Origin of the sequence: Streptomyces luteoverticillatus (assembly GCF_003970715.1) — a bacterium.
In the GTDB taxonomy this organism is placed as follows: domain Bacteria; phylum Actinomycetota; class Actinomycetes; order Streptomycetales; family Streptomycetaceae; genus Streptomyces; species Streptomyces abikoensis.
The window spans coordinates 1,850,209-1,866,463 of sequence record NZ_CP034587.1; the positions used below are offsets into that span (position 1 = coordinate 1,850,209).

The 16,255-nt window shown below is 70.8% G+C and carries 9 protein-coding genes and 1 pseudogene; 4 read left to right on the forward strand and 6 right to left on the reverse strand.

Annotated features, from left to right (window positions below):
- Positions 1 to 143: 143 nt before the first annotated feature.
- Together EKH77_RS32950 and EKH77_RS07780 are read right to left on the reverse strand one after the other, a co-directional pair.
- On the reverse strand, positions 144 to 986 hold the full coding sequence (locus tag EKH77_RS32950) for a hypothetical protein (protein ID WP_164737761.1): 843 nt from the start codon (positions 984 to 986) through the stop codon (positions 144 to 146).
- A 346-nt stretch (positions 987 to 1,332) separates the two neighbouring features.
- A complete protein-coding gene (locus EKH77_RS07780; protein WP_126913677.1) occupies positions 1,333 to 2,121 on the reverse strand; it encodes a S1 family peptidase in 789 nt (262 codons plus the stop codon).
- A gap of 238 nt (positions 2,122 to 2,359) precedes the next feature.
- Between EKH77_RS07780 and EKH77_RS07785 the strand changes: the two genes are divergently transcribed.
- Positions 2,360 to 3,235 (forward strand): hypothetical protein, encoded by an 876-nt coding sequence (locus EKH77_RS07785; RefSeq protein WP_126913678.1) that lies wholly within the window; start codon positions 2,360 to 2,362, stop codon positions 3,233 to 3,235.
- Positions 3,236 to 3,269: 34 nt separating this feature from the next.
- Here the strand turns inward: EKH77_RS07785 and EKH77_RS07790 are convergent, their stop codons facing one another.
- The gene (locus tag EKH77_RS07790; protein ID WP_240667709.1) at positions 3,270 to 4,334 is read right to left on the reverse strand and encodes a glycoside hydrolase family 113; all 1,065 of its coding nucleotides are present in this window, start codon (positions 4,332 to 4,334) and stop codon (positions 3,270 to 3,272) included.
- Positions 4,335 to 4,375: 41 nt separating this feature from the next.
- The gene (locus tag EKH77_RS07795) at positions 4,376 to 6,226 is read right to left on the reverse strand and encodes a DUF2334 domain-containing protein (RefSeq protein ID WP_126913680.1); all 1,851 of its coding nucleotides are present in this window, start codon (positions 6,224 to 6,226) and stop codon (positions 4,376 to 4,378) included.
- Positions 6,227 to 6,793: 567 nt separating this feature from the next.
- Between EKH77_RS07795 and EKH77_RS07800 the strand changes: the two genes are divergently transcribed.
- From EKH77_RS07800 to EKH77_RS07810, 3 genes are all read left to right on the forward strand, one after another.
- Positions 6,794 to 8,044: a glycosyltransferase gene (locus EKH77_RS07800; RefSeq protein ID WP_126913681.1), complete on the forward strand. Its 1,251-nt coding sequence runs from the start codon at positions 6,794 to 6,796 to the stop codon at positions 8,042 to 8,044.
- 64 nt (positions 8,045 to 8,108) lie between these two features.
- Positions 8,109 to 9,302, forward strand: a complete 1,194-nt coding sequence (gene wecB, locus EKH77_RS07805) for a non-hydrolyzing UDP-N-acetylglucosamine 2-epimerase (protein WP_240667261.1) — start codon at positions 8,109 to 8,111, stop codon at positions 9,300 to 9,302.
- Positions 9,299 to 9,967, forward strand: coding sequence for a calcium-binding protein (locus EKH77_RS07810; RefSeq protein WP_126913682.1), 669 nt, complete (start codon positions 9,299 to 9,301; stop codon positions 9,965 to 9,967). Before wecB ends, EKH77_RS07810 begins: the two co-directional genes overlap by 4 nt.
- A gap of 123 nt (positions 9,968 to 10,090) precedes the next feature.
- Here the strand turns inward: EKH77_RS07810 and EKH77_RS07815 are convergent, their stop codons facing one another.
- Positions 10,091 to 11,551, reverse strand: coding sequence for a glutamate synthase subunit beta (locus EKH77_RS07815; protein WP_126913683.1), 1,461 nt, complete (start codon positions 11,549 to 11,551; stop codon positions 10,091 to 10,093).
- Positions 11,544 to 16,102, reverse strand: a pseudogene (gltB, locus tag EKH77_RS07820) (glutamate synthase large subunit). Before gltB ends, EKH77_RS07815 begins: the two are co-directional and overlap by 8 nt.
- Between the last annotated feature and the right edge of the window lie 153 nt (positions 16,103 to 16,255).

Sequence of the window (16,255 nt, forward strand, 5' to 3'; positions counted from 1 at the left end):
GCCGCGGTGGGGTCGCCGTAGTGGGGTGTCGCTCGGGGAGCCGTGGCCGCGCTGCCGGGTCCCTCCATGTCACCGGGGGTACGGGGGCGCCGCAACCGCAGCGCCCCCGGTCCGCCCGGCCGGTGCCCCTCCCGAAGGGCCGGTCAGTCGGCGCTGCGGCCGTTGCGGCGCAGCGCGACGCGGACGCCGTAGGCGCCGCCGGCGGCCAGCAGGGCGATGCCGCCGACGATCACGGGGGTGCCGACCTCTCCGGCGTCGTGGCTGGCCTTGATGACCTGGCCGGCCTCGACGACGCGCTTGACGGGGTTGCCGGAGGTGTCGTGGGGCGGCTTGGCGTGTCCCCGGTCCTTGACGTGGACGTCGTGGGTGGAGTGGGAGGACTGGGAGCTCTTGGCCCGGGTGTCGCCGGGGTGGGCGGCGTGGGTGGTGTGCCCGGCGGCGGGGGCCTTGCGGTAGTCCTTGATCGTGTCGCCGGTGGCGGCGAGGCGGTCGAGGTCGGTGCCGTCGAGGGTGTGGCGAAGGGAGCCGGAGGCGAAGTCGTAGTAGGTGGGCAGCCGGCTGCCCTCCAGTTGGGCGCGCAGGGTGGGGTGGGTGGTGTCGGCGCCGATGATCCGCAGGTGGATCCGGTCGAGCTCGGCCGAGGGGCGGCTCGCGTCGATGGTGTGGCGCTGTCCGCCGTGGGTGACGGTGACGCTGGCGGGTCCGTCGCCGGAGGTCAGCCGGGCCCGGCTGCCGTCGGGGAGGAGCACCTGGCGGACGGTGGCGCCGGGGCGGCCCGGGCGGGTGTCGTGGTCGGCGCGGCCGGGCGTGCCGGCGGCCGGGGGCGCGGGTACGGGTGCCACGGCGGGGGCGGCGTCGGCGGGCTTGCCCACGACGATGACGTCGCCGTCCCGGTCCGCCGCGACGGCGGTCGCCGCCGGGTACGCCACGGCCGCGACGGCGGCGGCGAGGACGGTGGCGGCGGCGAGGCGGGACTTGACGGACACGGGGTGCCTTTCCATGGCGGGCGGCTCGGCCGGCCGCCGGTCCCGGCGGCCGTGTCCCTACGTTACGGACGTTTATCCGCCCCACACGTCGACTGTCCGACCATTCTCGTCTCGGCCGAAAGGATGACGGGGACCCTCCGGTGTCATCCCGAAGTGCGGCTCGGCGGGCTCGGGGGCGGCTGCCGGAACCCGCGCCGGCGCTGGTCCGTCCGGGTGCGGACGGCCGCGCGTACGGGTGAGGACCACGCGGTTCCGGCCGGGTGGGACGGTCGGGGCGCGGTGCGCGTGGTACGGCCGGGCGCGCGGTGCGGGCCGGGCGGGTCCGGTCACCGGTTCGGGTACCGGCTCAGCCGCCGAGGCTCGCGGCGGCGGAGGCGATGTCCGGGGCGAAGGTGCTCACCTCGGTGTAGACGCCGGGGTAGCCGGGGCGGGCGCAGCCGTTGCCCCAGCTGACGATGCCGACCTGGATCCAGGCGCCGCCGTCGTCCTTGCGGAACATGGGGCCGCCGGAGTCGCCCTGGCAGGTGTCCACGCCACCGGTGTCCATGAAGCCGGCGCAGATCTCCTCGCCGGGGGTGAGGCTGTCGCCGTAGGCGCCCTGGCAGGTGCCGTCGTCGACGTAGGGCACGTCGGCCTTGAGCAGGAAGCGCTGCTGGCTGCCGCCCTCGCGGTCGGCGCCCCAGCCGGCGACGGTGAAGGTGCCCTGGTTGTAGGCGGTGGTGCCGGCGATCTTGAGGGTGGGCAGGTCGAGGGGCCTGGCGAGTTTGATCAGCGCCCAGTCCTTGCCCTTGCCGTTGTAGCCGGGGGCCTGGAGGACCTGGGTGGACTTGACCTTGACGGCCTGGGAGGACTGCAGGTCGACGACGCCCGCGGTGGCGGTGATGGAGGTGTTGGCGCCGCTGCCGCTGACGCAGTGCGCCGCGGTGAGGACGATCTGGCGGGTGTAGAGGGCACCGCCGCAGCCCATGGACAGCCGGACCATCCACGGGAACTCGCCCTGCGCGGCGCGGACGCCGCCGACGACACCGGGGCCGGGGTCCGCCGCCTGGGCGGTGCCGGGCTGGAGGCTGAGCGCGGCGAGGGCGACCGCGCCGGCGGCCGTGCATCTCCTGAGCGCCTTGAGGTGGTTGCGCAACGCTCTTCCTTTCGTGGGAGGTTGTGCGCATCGCGCGGATGAGCGGGCCGGGGGGCGGTGGGGTGCCGGGCCCGTCGGGTCCGGACGGCCCTACCCAGCCTTGTTGGGCTCATGACAATGCGCGTTGCGATTATCGGGCCGGGGGACGGCTGCGACCTAGCCGCCTTTTCGGACAGTCGAGGCCCCGGTTCCGCCCCTACAGTGGAAGGGCAGCGCCAACCTCAGGGGGTGGTCACGCGTGGGCTCGGACGGCATCGCGATCCAGCACGGATTCCCGCACGCCGAGACCGTACGCTCGGCGATCACGGCGCTCTACCGGCGGCTCTCCTACGACGGCGTCCACGCCTTCGCCGCCAGCGTCCTCCCGGTGGACGTGGCCTTCGCCGACGACGAGGACCCGTACCTCGGCGTGCAGCGGGTGGCCCGCGAGATGGTGCGGCACCTGCGGCTGCCGGACGCCCGGATGATCGTCAGCTTCCGCGACATGCGGCACGCCGGGAGCGTCGAGCTGGCGGCCGGGCCCGAGTACTTCATCGAGCTCAACTCCCGCTTCAAGGAGCACCGCAGGGACATCGGCGCCGCCCTCTCCCACGAGGTCACGCACGTCTATCTGCACCGGCTCGGCCTCGAGTTCCCCGGCACCCGGGACAACGAGATCCTCACCGACACCGTCGCCGCGTACCTGGGGGCGGGGTGGCTGCTGCTGGACGCGTACCGCGAGTCCTCGGCCGCCACGCAGAAGCTCGGGTACCTCACGCCGGAGGAGTTCGGGTACGTGCTGGCCAAACGGGCGCTGGTCTTCGGCGAGGACCCGTCGCCGTGGTTCACCAGCCCGCAGGCGTACGAGGCGTACACCCGGGGGCGCGAGCGGGCCCGGCGCGACGAACGGCGGCCGCCGCTGGCGGCGGCGGGGCGGCTGGGACGTCACCGGTACGCGCGGGACCGGCGCGCCCGGGCCGCCTCGGCGGAGGCGGGGTACGCCTTCGAGGGCACGGAGCCCTCGAAGGTCGTCTTCGACTGCCCCACGTGCTGTCAGCGGATCCGGGTGCCGGTGCGGGGGCACGTGCGGGCGCGGTGCGGGTTGTGCCGGACGGAACTCGAGTGCGACACATAGATTTTCCGGGGGCCGCGCCCCCGGACCCCCGCTGTTATCGCTCGCCCCACCACTTCTTCAGGACCTTCTCCGCCGGCTTTCCGTGCGGCGTGTACGCCAGCCGTTTCGCGGTCTCGCCGCTGTCCGGCCAGTCGTCCCACATCCACCAGCACACCCCCGCCCACCAGGGCTTGCCGTCGAAGGCGGCCAACAGGGCCTCGTAGGCGGCCGCCTGCTCGGCCTCGCCGTCGCGCTTGCTGACGGTCCAGGAGTACGGGGCCGTGGTCGTGCCGCGCTGGCTGACGTAGCCCGCCTCGGTGAAGAGGATCTTCCGGTGCTGCCGGTCCGAGAACGCGGCGAGCTCGTCCACGATGGGCCGCCATGCCGACCTCAGCCGGGCCGCGTCGGTGGTGGCCTTGTCGGCCAGCGGCCAGTAGGCGTCGATGCCGATGACGTCGAGGTCCTTCCAGAAAGGGATCTTCTGGTACTCGTCGTAGTTGGCGGCGTACGTCAGCGGGCCCTTGTAGTGCTCGCGGATCGCGGCGATGGTCCGCCCCCAGCGCTCGCCGTCCCGCGAGGTGCCCGCGAGCTCGGTGCCGACCGAGAACTGCTCGACACCGTTGTCGGCGGCCAGTTGGGCGTAGTGGGTGATGAAGCGTCCGTACGCCGTGAACCAGGCGTCCCGGTCCTTGGGCTTGATCTCGGCGCGGTCGCCGCCCTTGGTCAGGTCGACATGAGGCTTGACCATGGTCTTCAGCCCGGCGTCGTGCGCGAGCCGGATGATGTGCCGCAGGCTGTCGTCGCTCGCCGTCTCGCCCGTGGTGCGCATGGCCGAGTCCGTGACGCGGTCCTGGTACCAGGTGGGGGTGAAGGTCACCCACCGGGTGCCGGTGGCGGCGATCTGCCGAAGATACGTTTCCGCCTGGGGGCGGGAGTAGTCGTCGGTGTTCCACGAGGGGAGCGTCATGCCCCGCAACCCGCTCACCTTCCTGTCGTCGGGCCGGCCGTTCCGGTCGCTCGCGGACGGGCCGGGGGTGGGGTCGTCCTCGCCGCCGGACGACGAGCATCCGGCGACGAGGAGGACGGCCACCGTCGCCAGGGTGGCGGCCGTCCTCCTCATCACGTTCACTTAGGAAGTGCTCCTGTTCACTGAGCGCGTGTTCACTGAGCGAGAGCCGTCGGGCCGACGAAGGTGTAGCCCAGGGCCTTGATGCCGTCGATCGTCTGCTTCAGCGGGTCCACGGCGTAGTAGGGGTGGTAGAAGAAGCTGGCCACTCCGTCGCGGACCGCCAGATTGGCCTTGGCGGAGGCGATCAGGTCGGCGGGGAGCCGTGCCGGGTGGTTGTTGTAGGGCACGGGCTCATAGTTCCCGATGTTCTCGGGGAGCACGGTCGTACCGTAGACGTCCTTGACCGAGTACGGGAAGAACTGGCCGATGTATCGGGTGGGGTTCACCGTTCCGCCGCTGAGTGTTCCGGCGAAGTACAGCGAACGCTCCAGCCGTGCCGTGTAGTTCTGTCCGAAGACCTTGTAGTCGGTGGCCGAGGCGGCGTAGTGCGGGGTCGTCCAGAGGGTGGGCTTGGGGAAGCCCGCGGCGGTGAAGGCGGCGAGGGCCGAGGTGACCCGGCTCTGGGCCCAGACGGCGTTGTCCTCGGCGGGCGGCCCGTCGTAGATGACGTTGTCGCTGGCGTCGACATGGGCGCGGAAGAACTCGAAGTCGTCGCCCGTGACGCCGGTGTAGGGGTTGTTGACGTTGCTGTACTGGTGGGTGTAGCCGTGGTTCATCAGGACGGCGCCGTGCTGGAGCATGTACTTCAGCGCGGAGACGACCTGCGGGGCCTGGGCGAGGCTGATCGTCTCGGCCTTGCCGTTGTTGTAGACGCCCTTGGGGTCGGTGTAGACGGGGATGACGTTGATCCCATAGGGGATGTTCTGCGAGGCCAGGTAGTCGGCCATCGCCCGCAGCTCCGTCGGGTCGGACTTGGGGCTGATGTCCTCCAGCCGCACGAACGCGCGGTGGCGCTCGGTGGTGGCCGGGGCGAGGGCGTCGAAGAGGAGGTCCTCGAAGACGATCACACGGTCCGACTCGGAGACGTAGGTGAAGGGGATCTCCCCGACGTAGGTGAGGTTGCCCGTGCGGATCGCCCAGGGGCTGGTGGCCCCGGTGTTGGCGTCCGTGGCCGTGGCGAGGGTGGTGACCTGCGGGTAGGTGCCCCCGGAGATGGCCGGGTGGAGCACACCGCCGTCGTAGCCCGTGGGAATCTTCCGGGTCAGCGTCTGGTTCTTGTACGCGACCTGGGTGATGTTGCCGACGCCGCCGCCGTTGTCGAAGTACGAGTTGGTGGGGTCCCAGCCGTACTTCTGCTTGAAGGTCTCGATGCCCACGGCGTTGGCCATGTTCCAGATGTTGTCGCCGATCCAGTCGATGGGCTTACTGGTCTTCAGCGCGTCCTGGTAGAAGGCGGCCGGGATGGCGTCGGGGATCGTCCCGCCGTAGTACGTCGAGCCGACGTAGACGGTGGCGGAGTACTGCTCCACCATGCCCGCCGTGTACGCGGAGACGGGCTTGGAGGTGACGGTGCCGAAGTGGCCCGAGAGGTTGGCGATCGCCATCGCGTAGAGCTCACCGAGGTAGCCGTAGGGCCCGGTGTTGTCGTAGAGGACGAGGGCCGAGGGGCCGGCCGCGGCGGCGAGGGTCTGGAAGGACGCCGCCTTGACGGTCGTCGTCGCCGGGGCCTTGGCCGGGGTGATGGTGAGCGTGTGGGCGCGGCGCTTGCGGTCGTTCGCGAGCCGGGCGGCGACCCACGCCTTGAGGTCGTTGGTGCTGGACCCGGAGAGCGAGGCTTTGTCGACCCCCTTGAGCCCGTAGGAGGGGCGGGGCTTCCCGCCACCGCCGCCGCCTATCGCGGCCTCGGCCCCCGTCGACAGAGCGAAACCGCCCAGCAGGGCGGCGATGACGGACAGGACGAGCGGGACCCGGGAAAGCCGTGCTCTCCCCCGCTTGTTTTTCATTGTTGTTCCCCCCTGATTGACCAGCCTTTGCCGGCTATTGGCCGGTCCTTCACCCGGGGCGTCGCCGACGATGACGCGTGCGTGCGGATGTGAAGGCCCGACAGTTGGCTGATTCTTGTGCCCTGTTAGAGGAGTGTCAATAGACATCGATGGTCCAGACCGTGCAATTAGTGACAGCCCAATTGGTGCAGACCTTCAATCCCACCAGTCACATGCGCCACGCGATCAGGCATAACTACCGGTTGGTCCACAGAATTCTCTGTTCCGATTCAACATCTCTCACCATGAAGGGTTAATTGCTGCTAGTCATCTGATACCTTCCCTGCGCACGCCTCGGAACGACGAACGAGGCGCAATCCGGGGGGATCTCATGTACGGAAAACCCGCTCTGGGGACAGTCCTGCCCTTGGCCGGACTGACGGCAGCCCCAGAAGTTCTGCCGGGCATACCCTTTGCCAGGGGACTGCAGGAAGCGGCCGGTGCCGGATTCCTGCTCTACTGCGCGATAGCCGCAGCACTTCTTTCGGCAAAATTCTGGTTCGTTCTCCGGAACTCCGGTGAACGTTCATGATCACGGAGGTTCTTCTCTGGTCCAGCATCGCCATCATCGTGATGGCGGGCTGCTACAACTCCACCCTGTTCATCCTGTCCAGACAACGGGTGCGCCGTGACCGCGGCCCCCGGGCCGAACGCCTCTACATCTTTCTCCTCGCCTGTCTGAACGAGGAAAAGGTGCTCGGCGAGAGCCTGGCCCGGATCACCTCGCTGCCGGCCGGGAACTTCATGGCCCTCGTCATCGACGACGCCTCCGACGACCGCACCGCGGACATCGCCCGCTCCGCCGACCCCGACCGGGTCAAACTCCTCCAGCGGCACCTGCCCGACGCCCGCAAGGGCAAGGGCGCCGCCCTCAACGCGGGCATCCGCCACCTGCGGGGATCCGGCATCCTCGCCGACCGCGACCCGGCCGACGTCATCGTCTGCGTCGTGGACGCCGACGGCCGCCTCGACCCCCACATCGTCCAGGCGGTCGACCCCTACTTCGACGACCCGCGCACCGGCGCCACCCAGGTCGGCGTGCGCATGTACAACCGTCACCAGGGCGTCCTCGCACGGCTCCAGGACATGGAATTCGTCATCTACGGCGACATCTTCCAGACCGCCCGGCGCTACTTCGGCAGCGTCGGCATGGGCGGCAACGGCCAGTTCATGCGGCTCGCCGCCCTCGACACCCTGATGAAGGACGGCAACGGTCCCTGGAGCGACTCCCTGACCGAGGACCTCGATCTCGGAGTGCGCCTGATCGCACGCGGCTGGACCAATCACCACTGCACCACCGCCGCGGTCAGCCAGCAGGCCGTGCTCGACGTCCGCCGGCTGGTGCGCCAGCGCTCCCGCTGGTTCCAGGGACATCTGCAGTCCGCCGGCCTGGTGCCGATGATCCTGCGCGAGGTGCCCACCAAGGCCGCCGTCGACCTGCTCTACCACCTGTCCAGCCCGGTGCTGATCCTGCTCACCTCGCTGCTGCCGCTGTCCTTCGTCGTCGCGGTCGGCGGCACCGTCGTCGGCTCGGTCGAGGCCGGACGCCCGCTGGTGTCCCCCATGTGGATCATCGGCCCGTACGTCCTGTCCTTCACCGCCGCGTACGCCTACGGCTGGGTCTACTCACGACGCGAGCGAGGGCTCGGACTCGTCCGCGCCGTCCTCCTCTCCCACCTCTTCGTCATCTACGGCTACATCTGGTTCGCGGCCGGCTGGTGGGGCCTGTGGCGCATGCTCACGGGCAAGCAGACCTGGCTCAAGACCGCGCGCACCTGACGCGCGCCGGCTCCTCCACTCATCTCCACTCATCGGTCAAGCACGCACCTTCCGAGGGAGAACCATGTCCCCGACCGTCATCACCACGCCCGTGCGCGCCATGCTCGTCCTGGGCACGCGGCCTGAAGCCATCAAGCTCGCGCCCGTGGCCCGCGCCATGGCCGCCTCCCCGCTCTTCGAACCTGTCGTCGTCACCACCGGCCAGCACCGCGAGATGCTCCACCAGATGCTGGAGCTCCTCCAGGTCCCCGCGAGCGTCGAACTCGACGTGATGCGCGACCGCCAGGAACTCTCCAAGCTCACCGCCCGGCTGGTGGACGGCCTCGGCGACGTCGTCCGCGCCCACCGGCCCGACCTCGTCGTCGTCCAGGGCGACACCACCTCCGCCCTCACCGGCGCCCTCGCCGCCTTCTACGAGCACATCCCCGTCGCCCACGTGGAGGCCGGGCTGCGCACCGGAGTGCTGGACAACCCCTTCCCCGAGGAGCTCAACCGCCGGCTCATAGGCCGCATGGCGCGCTGGCACTTCGCGCCCACGACCCGGGCGGCCGGCCACCTCACCGCGGAGGGGGTACCGGCCGCCGAGGTGTTCGTCACCGGCAACACCGTCATCGACAACCTGCTGTGGGTGCTGGACCAGGGCAACGGCCGCGACCTCTTCCACAGCGACCTGCGGCACGTCCTGGTCACCCTCCACCGCCGGGAGAACCAGGGCGACAAGATGCGCGCCATGGGCCGGACCCTGCGCCGCCTCGCCGACCGGGGCGACGTGGAGATCGTCCTGCCGCTCCACAAGAGCCCCGCCGTCCGCGAGGCCCTGCTGCCGGAGCTCTCCGACCACCCGGCCGTCCGGATCGTCGAGCCGCTGGGCTACGTGGACTTCTCCGCCACGCTCGCCGGCTGCGACCTCGTCCTGACCGACTCCGGCGGCATCCAGGAGGAGGCCCCCACCCTCGGCAAGCCCACCCTGGTGCTGCGCACGACCACCGAGCGGCCCGAGGCGGTGGAGGCGGGCGCGGCCCGGCTCGTGGGCACCGAACCGCAGGCCATCCTGGAGGCCGCGACGCAGCTGCTGGACGACGAGGAGGCGTACGCGCGGATGGCGAAGGCCGGTAACCCCTTCGGGGACGGGCTCGCCACCGAGCGCATCGTGGCCCAGCTGGCCGAGGACTTCGGCGCGGACGCCGGCGCGGCGCCCACGCCGGAGCCGCTGGTCGTCCCCCAGCCCGGCGGTCCGGGGTCATACTCGACGGCATGACGAGAGTTCACCGGCTCCTCGCCCTCGCCCTGTTCGGCGCCGCCGCGGTGGCGGCGCTCGCCTTCGCGGTGAACGCGATCTGGGGTGGCGAGGACGGCGAGCCGGCCCGGCCGTGGGCCGAGGGATCGGTCCACGGCCCGTGGCGGTCGGTCTTCGACGGTCACGGCGAGAACATCGGCCGCCACGACGGTCTGGCCCTCTCCCCCAAGCCCTCGCGGGAGCCGGGCGAGACCCACGCGGGGCTGATCGTGTCGACCGGGGAGTACGGGGACATGAACCTCCAGGCCCGGATGCGCACGGTCGCCCAGTTGCGCACGCCCAAGCCCAATCCCTGGGAGGTGCCGTGGCTGGTGTGGGCGTACACGGACCCGGAGCACTTCTACTACATCACCCTCAAGCCCAACGGCTGGGAGCTGGGCAAGCGTGATCCGGCGTACCCCGGTGGCCAGCGGTTCCTGGCCACGGGCGCGGAGGGCTTCCCGATCGGCCGGTGGTCGGGGGTGAAGGTGGCCCAGCGCGGCGCGCACATGGAGGTGAGCGTCGACGGGAAGGGCCTGGTCGCCTACGAGGACAAGGAACGCCCATACTTGCGGGGCAGCATCGGGGCGTACACGGAGGACGCCCGGGTGGTGTTCAGCGACATCGCGGCGGAGCCGGCGGAGTAACCGTGGCGGAATGACCGGACGGGCCACGGGCTGTGTCCTCAAACGCCGGACGGGCTACTGCGCTGTGTCCTCAAACGCCGGACGGGCCGACGTCGTCGTCGGCCCGTCCGGTGTGCGGTTCCGTTACGCCGTCAGCGCGCGGTCGGTCGGGAGGACCGGCGCGGGCAGCGTGCTGGAACCCGTCAGGTAGCGGTCGACGCCGCGCGCGGCGGAGCGTCCTTCCGCGATCGCCCAGACGATGAGGGACTGGCCCCGGCCGGCGTCACCGGCGACGAAGACGCCCGGCACGTTGGTGGCGTAGTCCGCGTCGCGTGCGACGTTCCCCCGGTCGTCCAGTTCGAGGCCGAACTGTTCGACGAGACCGTTCTGCCGGTCCGTTCCCGTGAAACCCATCGCGAGGGTGACGAGCTGGGCCGGGATGCGACGTTCGGTGCCGGGCTTCTGCTGGAGCTTGCCGTCGGTGAACTCGACCTCCACGAGGTGGAGCCACTGGACGTTGCCGTCCTCGTCGCCCTCGAAGCGGGTGGTGGAGACGGAGTAGACGCGCTCGCCGCCCTCCTCGTGGGCCGAGGTGACCTTGTAGAGCATGGGGAAGGTCGGCCAGGGCTGGTTGGCGTTCCGCTCCTCGCCCGGCCGGGGCATGATCTCCAGCTGGGTGACGGAGGCCGCGCCCTGCCGGTGGGCGGTGCCGACGCAGTCGGCTCCGGTGTCGCCGCCGCCGATGACGACGACGTGCTTGCCCTCGGCGCTGATCGGGGAGACCGTCAGGTCGCCCTCCTGCACCTTGTTCGCCATGGGCAGGTACTCCATGGCGAAGTGGACGCCCTTGAGGTCGCGGCCGGGCACGGGCAGGTCGCGGGAGGTGGTGGCGCCGGCGGCGATGACGACGGCGTCGTAGCGTCGGCGCAGCTTGGCCGCGTCGATGTCGCGCCCGATCTCCACCTCGGTGCGGAACTTGGTGCCCTCCGCGCGCATCTGCTCGATGCGCCGGTTGATGTGCCGCTTCTCCATCTTGAACTCGGGGATGCCGTAGCGGAGCAGGCCGCCGACGCGGTCGGCGCGCTCGTAGACGGCGACGGTGTGGCCGGCGCGGGTGAGCTGCTGGGCGGCGGCGAGGCCGGCGGGGCCGGAGCCGATGACGGCGACGGTCTTGCCGGAGAGCCGCTCGGGCGGCTGGGGGGTGACGTCGCCGGATTCCCAGGCCTTGTCGATGATGGTGACTTCGACGTTCTTGATGGTGACGGGCGCCTGGTTGATGCCGAGCACGCAGGCGGACTCGCAGGGGGCGGGGCAGAGGCGGCCGGTGAACTCGGGGAAGTTGTTGGTGGCGTGGAGCCGCTCGGAGGCGGCCTGCCAGTCGTCGCGGTAGGCGTAGTCGTTCCACTCGGGGATGAGGTTCCCGAGGGGGCAGCCGTTGTGGCAGAACGGGATGCCGCAGTCCATGCAGCGGCCGGCCTGCTTGCTGATGACGGGCAGGAGGGAGCCGGGGACGTAGACCTCGTTCCAGTCGCGGACCCGTTCCGTGGTGGGGCGGGTGCGGGCGAGGACGCGGTCGGTGGTCAGAAAGCCCTTCGGGTCAGCCATGGGTCGCCGCCTCCATCATCTTCTCGTGGGTCTCGGTCTCGGTCAGACCGGCCAGCTCGGCGGCGTCCTTGGCGGCGAGCACTGCCTTGTAGGTGGTGGGCAGGACCTTGCGGAAGCGGTTCGCCGCCGTGTCCCAGTCGGCGAGGAGGCCGGCCGCGACGGTGGAGGCGGTCTCCTCGTGGTGGCGGCGCACCACGTCGTGCAGCCACCGGCGGTCGGCGTCGTCGAGGGGTTCGACGGCTCCGGCCAGTTCCTTGTTGACGTTGCGGGTGTCGAGGTCGACGACGTAGGCGACGCCGCCGGACATGCCCGCCGCGAAGTTACGGCCGGTGGGGCCGAGGACGACGGCGCGGCCGCCGGTCATGTACTCGCAACCGTGGTCGCCGACGCCCTCGGAGACGACGGTGGCGCCGGAGTTGCGGACGCAGAAGCGCTCGCCGACGCTGCCGCGCAGGAACATCTCGCCGCCGGTGGCTCCGTAGGCGAGGGTGTTGCCGGCGATGGTGGAGTACTCGGCGAGGTGGTCGGCGCCGCGGTCGGGGCGGACGACGACGCGGCCGCCGGAGAGGCCCTTGCCGACGTAGTCGTTGGCGTCGCCCTCCAGGCGCAGGGTGACGCCGCGCGGCAGGAAGGCGCCGAAGGACTGGCCGGCGGAGCCGGTGAAGGTGATGTCGATGGTGTCGTCGGGCAGGCCCGCGCCGCCGTACTTCTTGGTGACCTCGTGCCCGAGCATGGTGCCGACGGTCCGGTTGACGTTGCGGATGGCGACCTGGGCGCGGACGGGCTGGGGGGCCTCGTCGCCGACGGTGTTCAGGGCGTCGGCGGCGAGCTTGATCAGCTGGTTGTCGAGCGCCTTGGCCAGGCCGTGGTCCTGGGCGGTGGTGTGGTGGCGCACGGCGCCGGCGGGCAGGTCGGGGACGTGGAGGAGCGGGGCCAGGTCCAGGCCCTGGGCCTTCCAGTGGCCCACCGCGCGGGCGGTGTCGAGGAGCTCGGCCTGGCCGACGGCCTCCTGGAGGGTGCGGAAGCCCAGCTCGGCGAGGAGCTCGCGGACCTCCTCGGCGATGAACTCGAAGAAGTTGACGACGAATTCGGCCTTGCCGCTGAACCGTTCGCGCAGGACGGGGTTCTGGGTGGCGATGCCGACGGGGCAGGTGTCCAGGTGGCAGACGCGCATCATGACGCAGCCGGAGACGACGAGGGGGCGGTGGCGAAGCCGAACTCCTCGGCGCCGAGGAGGGCGGCGATCATGACGTCGCGGCCGGTCTTGAGCTGGCCGTCGGTCTGGACGACGATGCGGTCGCGCAGGCCGTTGAGGAGGAGGGTCTGCTGTGTCTCGGCGAGGCCGAGCTCCCAGGGGCCGCCCGCGTGCTTGAGGGAGGTCAGCGGGGAGGCGCCGGTGCCGCCGTCGTGGCCGGAGATCAGGACGACGTCGGCGTGGGCCTTCGAGACGCCCGCCGCGACCGTGCCGACGCCGACCTCGGACACCAGCTTCACATGGATGCGGGCGGCGGGGTTGGCGTTCTTGAGGTCGTGGATGAGCTGGGCGAGGTCCTCGATGGAGTAGATGTCGTGGTGCGGGGGCGGCGAGATCAGGCCGACGCCGGGGGTGGAGTGGCGGGTCTTCGCGACCCAGGGGTAGACCTTGTGGCCGGGCAGCTGGCCGCCCTCGCCGGGCTTGGCGCCCTGGGCCATCTTGATCTGGATGTCGTCGGCGTGGACGAGGTATTCGCTGGTGACGCCGAAGCGGCCGGAGGCCACCTGCTTGATGCTGGAGCGGCGCGTGGGGTCGTAGAGGCGGTCGGGGTCCTCGCCGCCCTCACCGGTGTTGGACTTGGCGCCCAGCCGGTTCATGGCGATGGCGAGGGTCTCGTGGGCCTCCTTGGAGATGGAGCCGTAGGACATGGCGCCGGTGGAGAAGCGCTTGACGATCTCGCTGACGGGCTCGACCTCGTCGAGGGGGATCGAGGGGCGGTCGCTCTTGAAGGAGAACAGCCCGCGCAGGGTCATCAGCCGCTCGGCCTGCTCGTCCACGCGCCGCGTGTACTGCTTGAAGATGTCGTAGCGGCGGGCGCGGGTGGAGTGCTGGAGCCGGAAGACGGTCTCCGGGTCGAAGAGGTGCGGCTCGCCCTCGCGGCGCCACTGGTACTCGCCGCCGATCTCCAGGCGGCGGTGGCTGGCGGGGATGCCGGTGGCGGGGTAGGCCTTGGCGTGGCGTGCCGCGACCTCACGGGCGACGACGTCCAGCCCGGCGCCGCCGATCTTGGTGGCGGTGCCGTGGAAGTAGGCGTCGACGAAGGACTCCTCGAGGCCGACGGCCTCGAAGACCTGGGCGCCCCGGTAGGAGGCGACGGTGGAGATGCCCATCTTGGACATGACCTTCAGGACGCCCTTGCCCAGCGCCTTGATGAGGTTGCGGATGGCGTCCTCGGGGGCGATGTCCGGCAGGAACGTACCGGCGCGGACGAGGTCCTCGACGGACTCCATCGCAAGGTACGGGTTGACGGCCGCCGCGCCGTAACCGATGAGCAGCGCGACGTGGTGGACCTCGCGGACGTCACCGGCCTCGACCAGCAGGCCCACCTGGGTGCGCTGCTTGGTGCGGATGAGGTGGTGGTGGATGGCCGAGGTGAGCAGCAGGGACGGGATGGGGGCGTGCTCGGCGTCGGAGTGCCGGTCGGAGAGCACGATGAGCCGGGCGCCGTTCTCGATGGCCGCGTCGGCCTCGGCGCACATGGCCGCGAGGCGGGCGGCGAGCGCCTCGCCGCCCCCGGCGACGCGGTAGAGGCCGGAGAGCGTCGCGGCCTTGAGGCCCGGCAGGTCGCCGTCGGCGTTGATGTGGATGAGCTTGGCGAGCTCGTCGTTGTCGATGACGGGGAAGGGCAGCGTGACGCTGCGACAGGACGCGGCGGTGGGGTCCAGCAGATTGCGCTGCGGCCCGAGGGAGGAGATCAGCGAGGTGACGAGCTCCTCGCGGATGGCGTCCAGCGGGGGGTTGGTGACCTGCGCGAAGAGCTGGGTGAAGTAGTCGAAGAGCAGCCGCGGCCGCTCGGAGAGCGCGGCGATCGGCGAGTCCGTGCCCATGGAACCGATGGGTTCGGCGCCGGACTTGGCCATCGGGGCGAGGATGACGCGCAGCTCCTCCTCGGTGTAGCCGAAGGTCTGCTGGCGGCGGGTGACGGAGGCGTGGGTGTGGACGATGTGCTCGCGCTCGGGGAGGTCGGCGAGGTCGATGAGGCCGGCCTCCAGCCACTCCTGGTAGGGCTGTTCGGCGGCGAGGGCGGCCTTGATCTCGTCGTCCTCGATGATGCGGTGGGCCTCGGTGTCGACGAGGAACATCTTGCCGGGCTGGAGGCGGCCCTTGCGGACGACCTTGGCGGGGTCGATGTCGAGGACGCCGACCTCGGAGGAGAGGACGACGAGGCCGTCGTCGGTGACCCAGTAGCGCCCGGGGCGCAGGCCGTTGCGGTCGAGAACGGCGCCGACGACGGTGCCGTCGGTGAAGGTGACGCAGGCCGGGCCGTCCCAGGGCTCCATGAGGGTGGAGTGGTACTGGTAGAAGGCGCGCCGGGCGGGGTCCATGGAGGCGTGGTTCTCCCAGGCCTCCGGGATCATCATCAGGACGCTGTGCGGCAGCGACCGGCCGCCGAGGTGGAGCAGCTCCAGGACCTCGTCGAAGGAGGCGGAGTCGGAGGCGTCGGGGGTGCAGACGGGGAAGGTCCGCTCCAGCGGCTTGTCTCCGAACAACCCGCTGGCCAGCTGGGATTCGCGGGCCCCCATCCAGTTGCGGTTGCCCTTGACGGTGTTGATCTCACCGTTGTGGGCGACGAAGCGGTAGGGGTGGGCGAGCGGCCAGCTCGGGAAGGTGTTGGTGGAGAACCGCGAGTGGACGAGCGCGATGGCGGTGGCGCAGCGCCGGTCGGAGAGGTCCGGGAAGAACGGCTCGAGCTGCCCGGTGGTGAGCATGCCCTTGTAGACGATGGTGCGGGCGGAGAGCGAGGGGAAGTAGACGCCCGCCTCGCGCTCGGAGCGCTTGCGCAGGGCGAAGGCCTTGCGGTCGAGGGCGAGGTTCTCGTTGACGCCGTCCGTGACGAAGAGCTGCCGGAAGGCGGGCATCGTGGCGCGGGCGTCGGCGCCGAGCAGCTCGGGGGTGACGGGGACGGCGCGCCAGCCGAGGACGGTCAGGCCCTCCTCGGCGGCGATCGTCTCGATGTGCGAGACGGCGGTGGCTGCTTCCTCGTCGTCGGCCGGGAGGAAGGCGATGCCGACGGCGTAGGCGCTGGCGGCGGGGAGCGTGAAGCCCTCGACGCTCTCGACGCTTTCGCGGAGGAAGGCGTCGGGGATCTGCATCAGGATGCCGGCGCCGTCCCCGGTGTCGGGGTCGGAGCCGGTGGCGCCGCGGTGCTCCATGTTGCGCAGGACGGTGAGCGCCTGCTCGACGAGCTCATGGCTCGCCTCGCCGGTGAGAGTCGCGACAAAGCCCACGCCACAGGCGTCGTGCTCGTTCCGCGGGTCGTACATCCCCTGGTGGGCGGGGTGGGATGCGTGGCGCATCGGCGCTCCCGTCGTCGTCTGGCAGTCATGTCGTGACGCATGTGCCGAGGGACGACGTTGGCCCTCGCGAAAGAAGGTTGTTCAGGCTTACATGATGGGTCGCTTCTCGAAGAGCGGAAGGGGTGGTCCATCATGTGGACACCGAAGGGGTTC

Excerpts from the sequence above, each read along its gene's own strand:
- wecB (WP_240667261.1), top strand. The coding sequence starts at position 8,109 with ATGTCCCCGACCGTCATCACCACGCCCGTGCGCGCCATGCTCGTCCTG.
- EKH77_RS07795 (WP_126913680.1), bottom strand. The coding sequence starts at position 6,226 with ATGAAAAACAAGCGGGGGAGAGCACGGCTTTCCCGGGTCCCGCTCGTC.
- EKH77_RS07800 (WP_126913681.1), top strand. The coding sequence starts at position 6,794 with ATGATCACGGAGGTTCTTCTCTGGTCCAGCATCGCCATCATCGTGATG.
- EKH77_RS07815 (WP_126913683.1), bottom strand. The coding sequence starts at position 11,551 with ATGGCTGACCCGAAGGGCTTTCTGACCACCGACCGCGTCCTCGCCCGC.
- EKH77_RS07810 (WP_126913682.1), top strand. The coding sequence starts at position 9,299 with ATGACGAGAGTTCACCGGCTCCTCGCCCTCGCCCTGTTCGGCGCCGCC.
- EKH77_RS07790 (WP_240667709.1), bottom strand. The coding sequence starts at position 4,334 with ATGAGGAGGACGGCCGCCACCCTGGCGACGGTGGCCGTCCTCCTCGTC.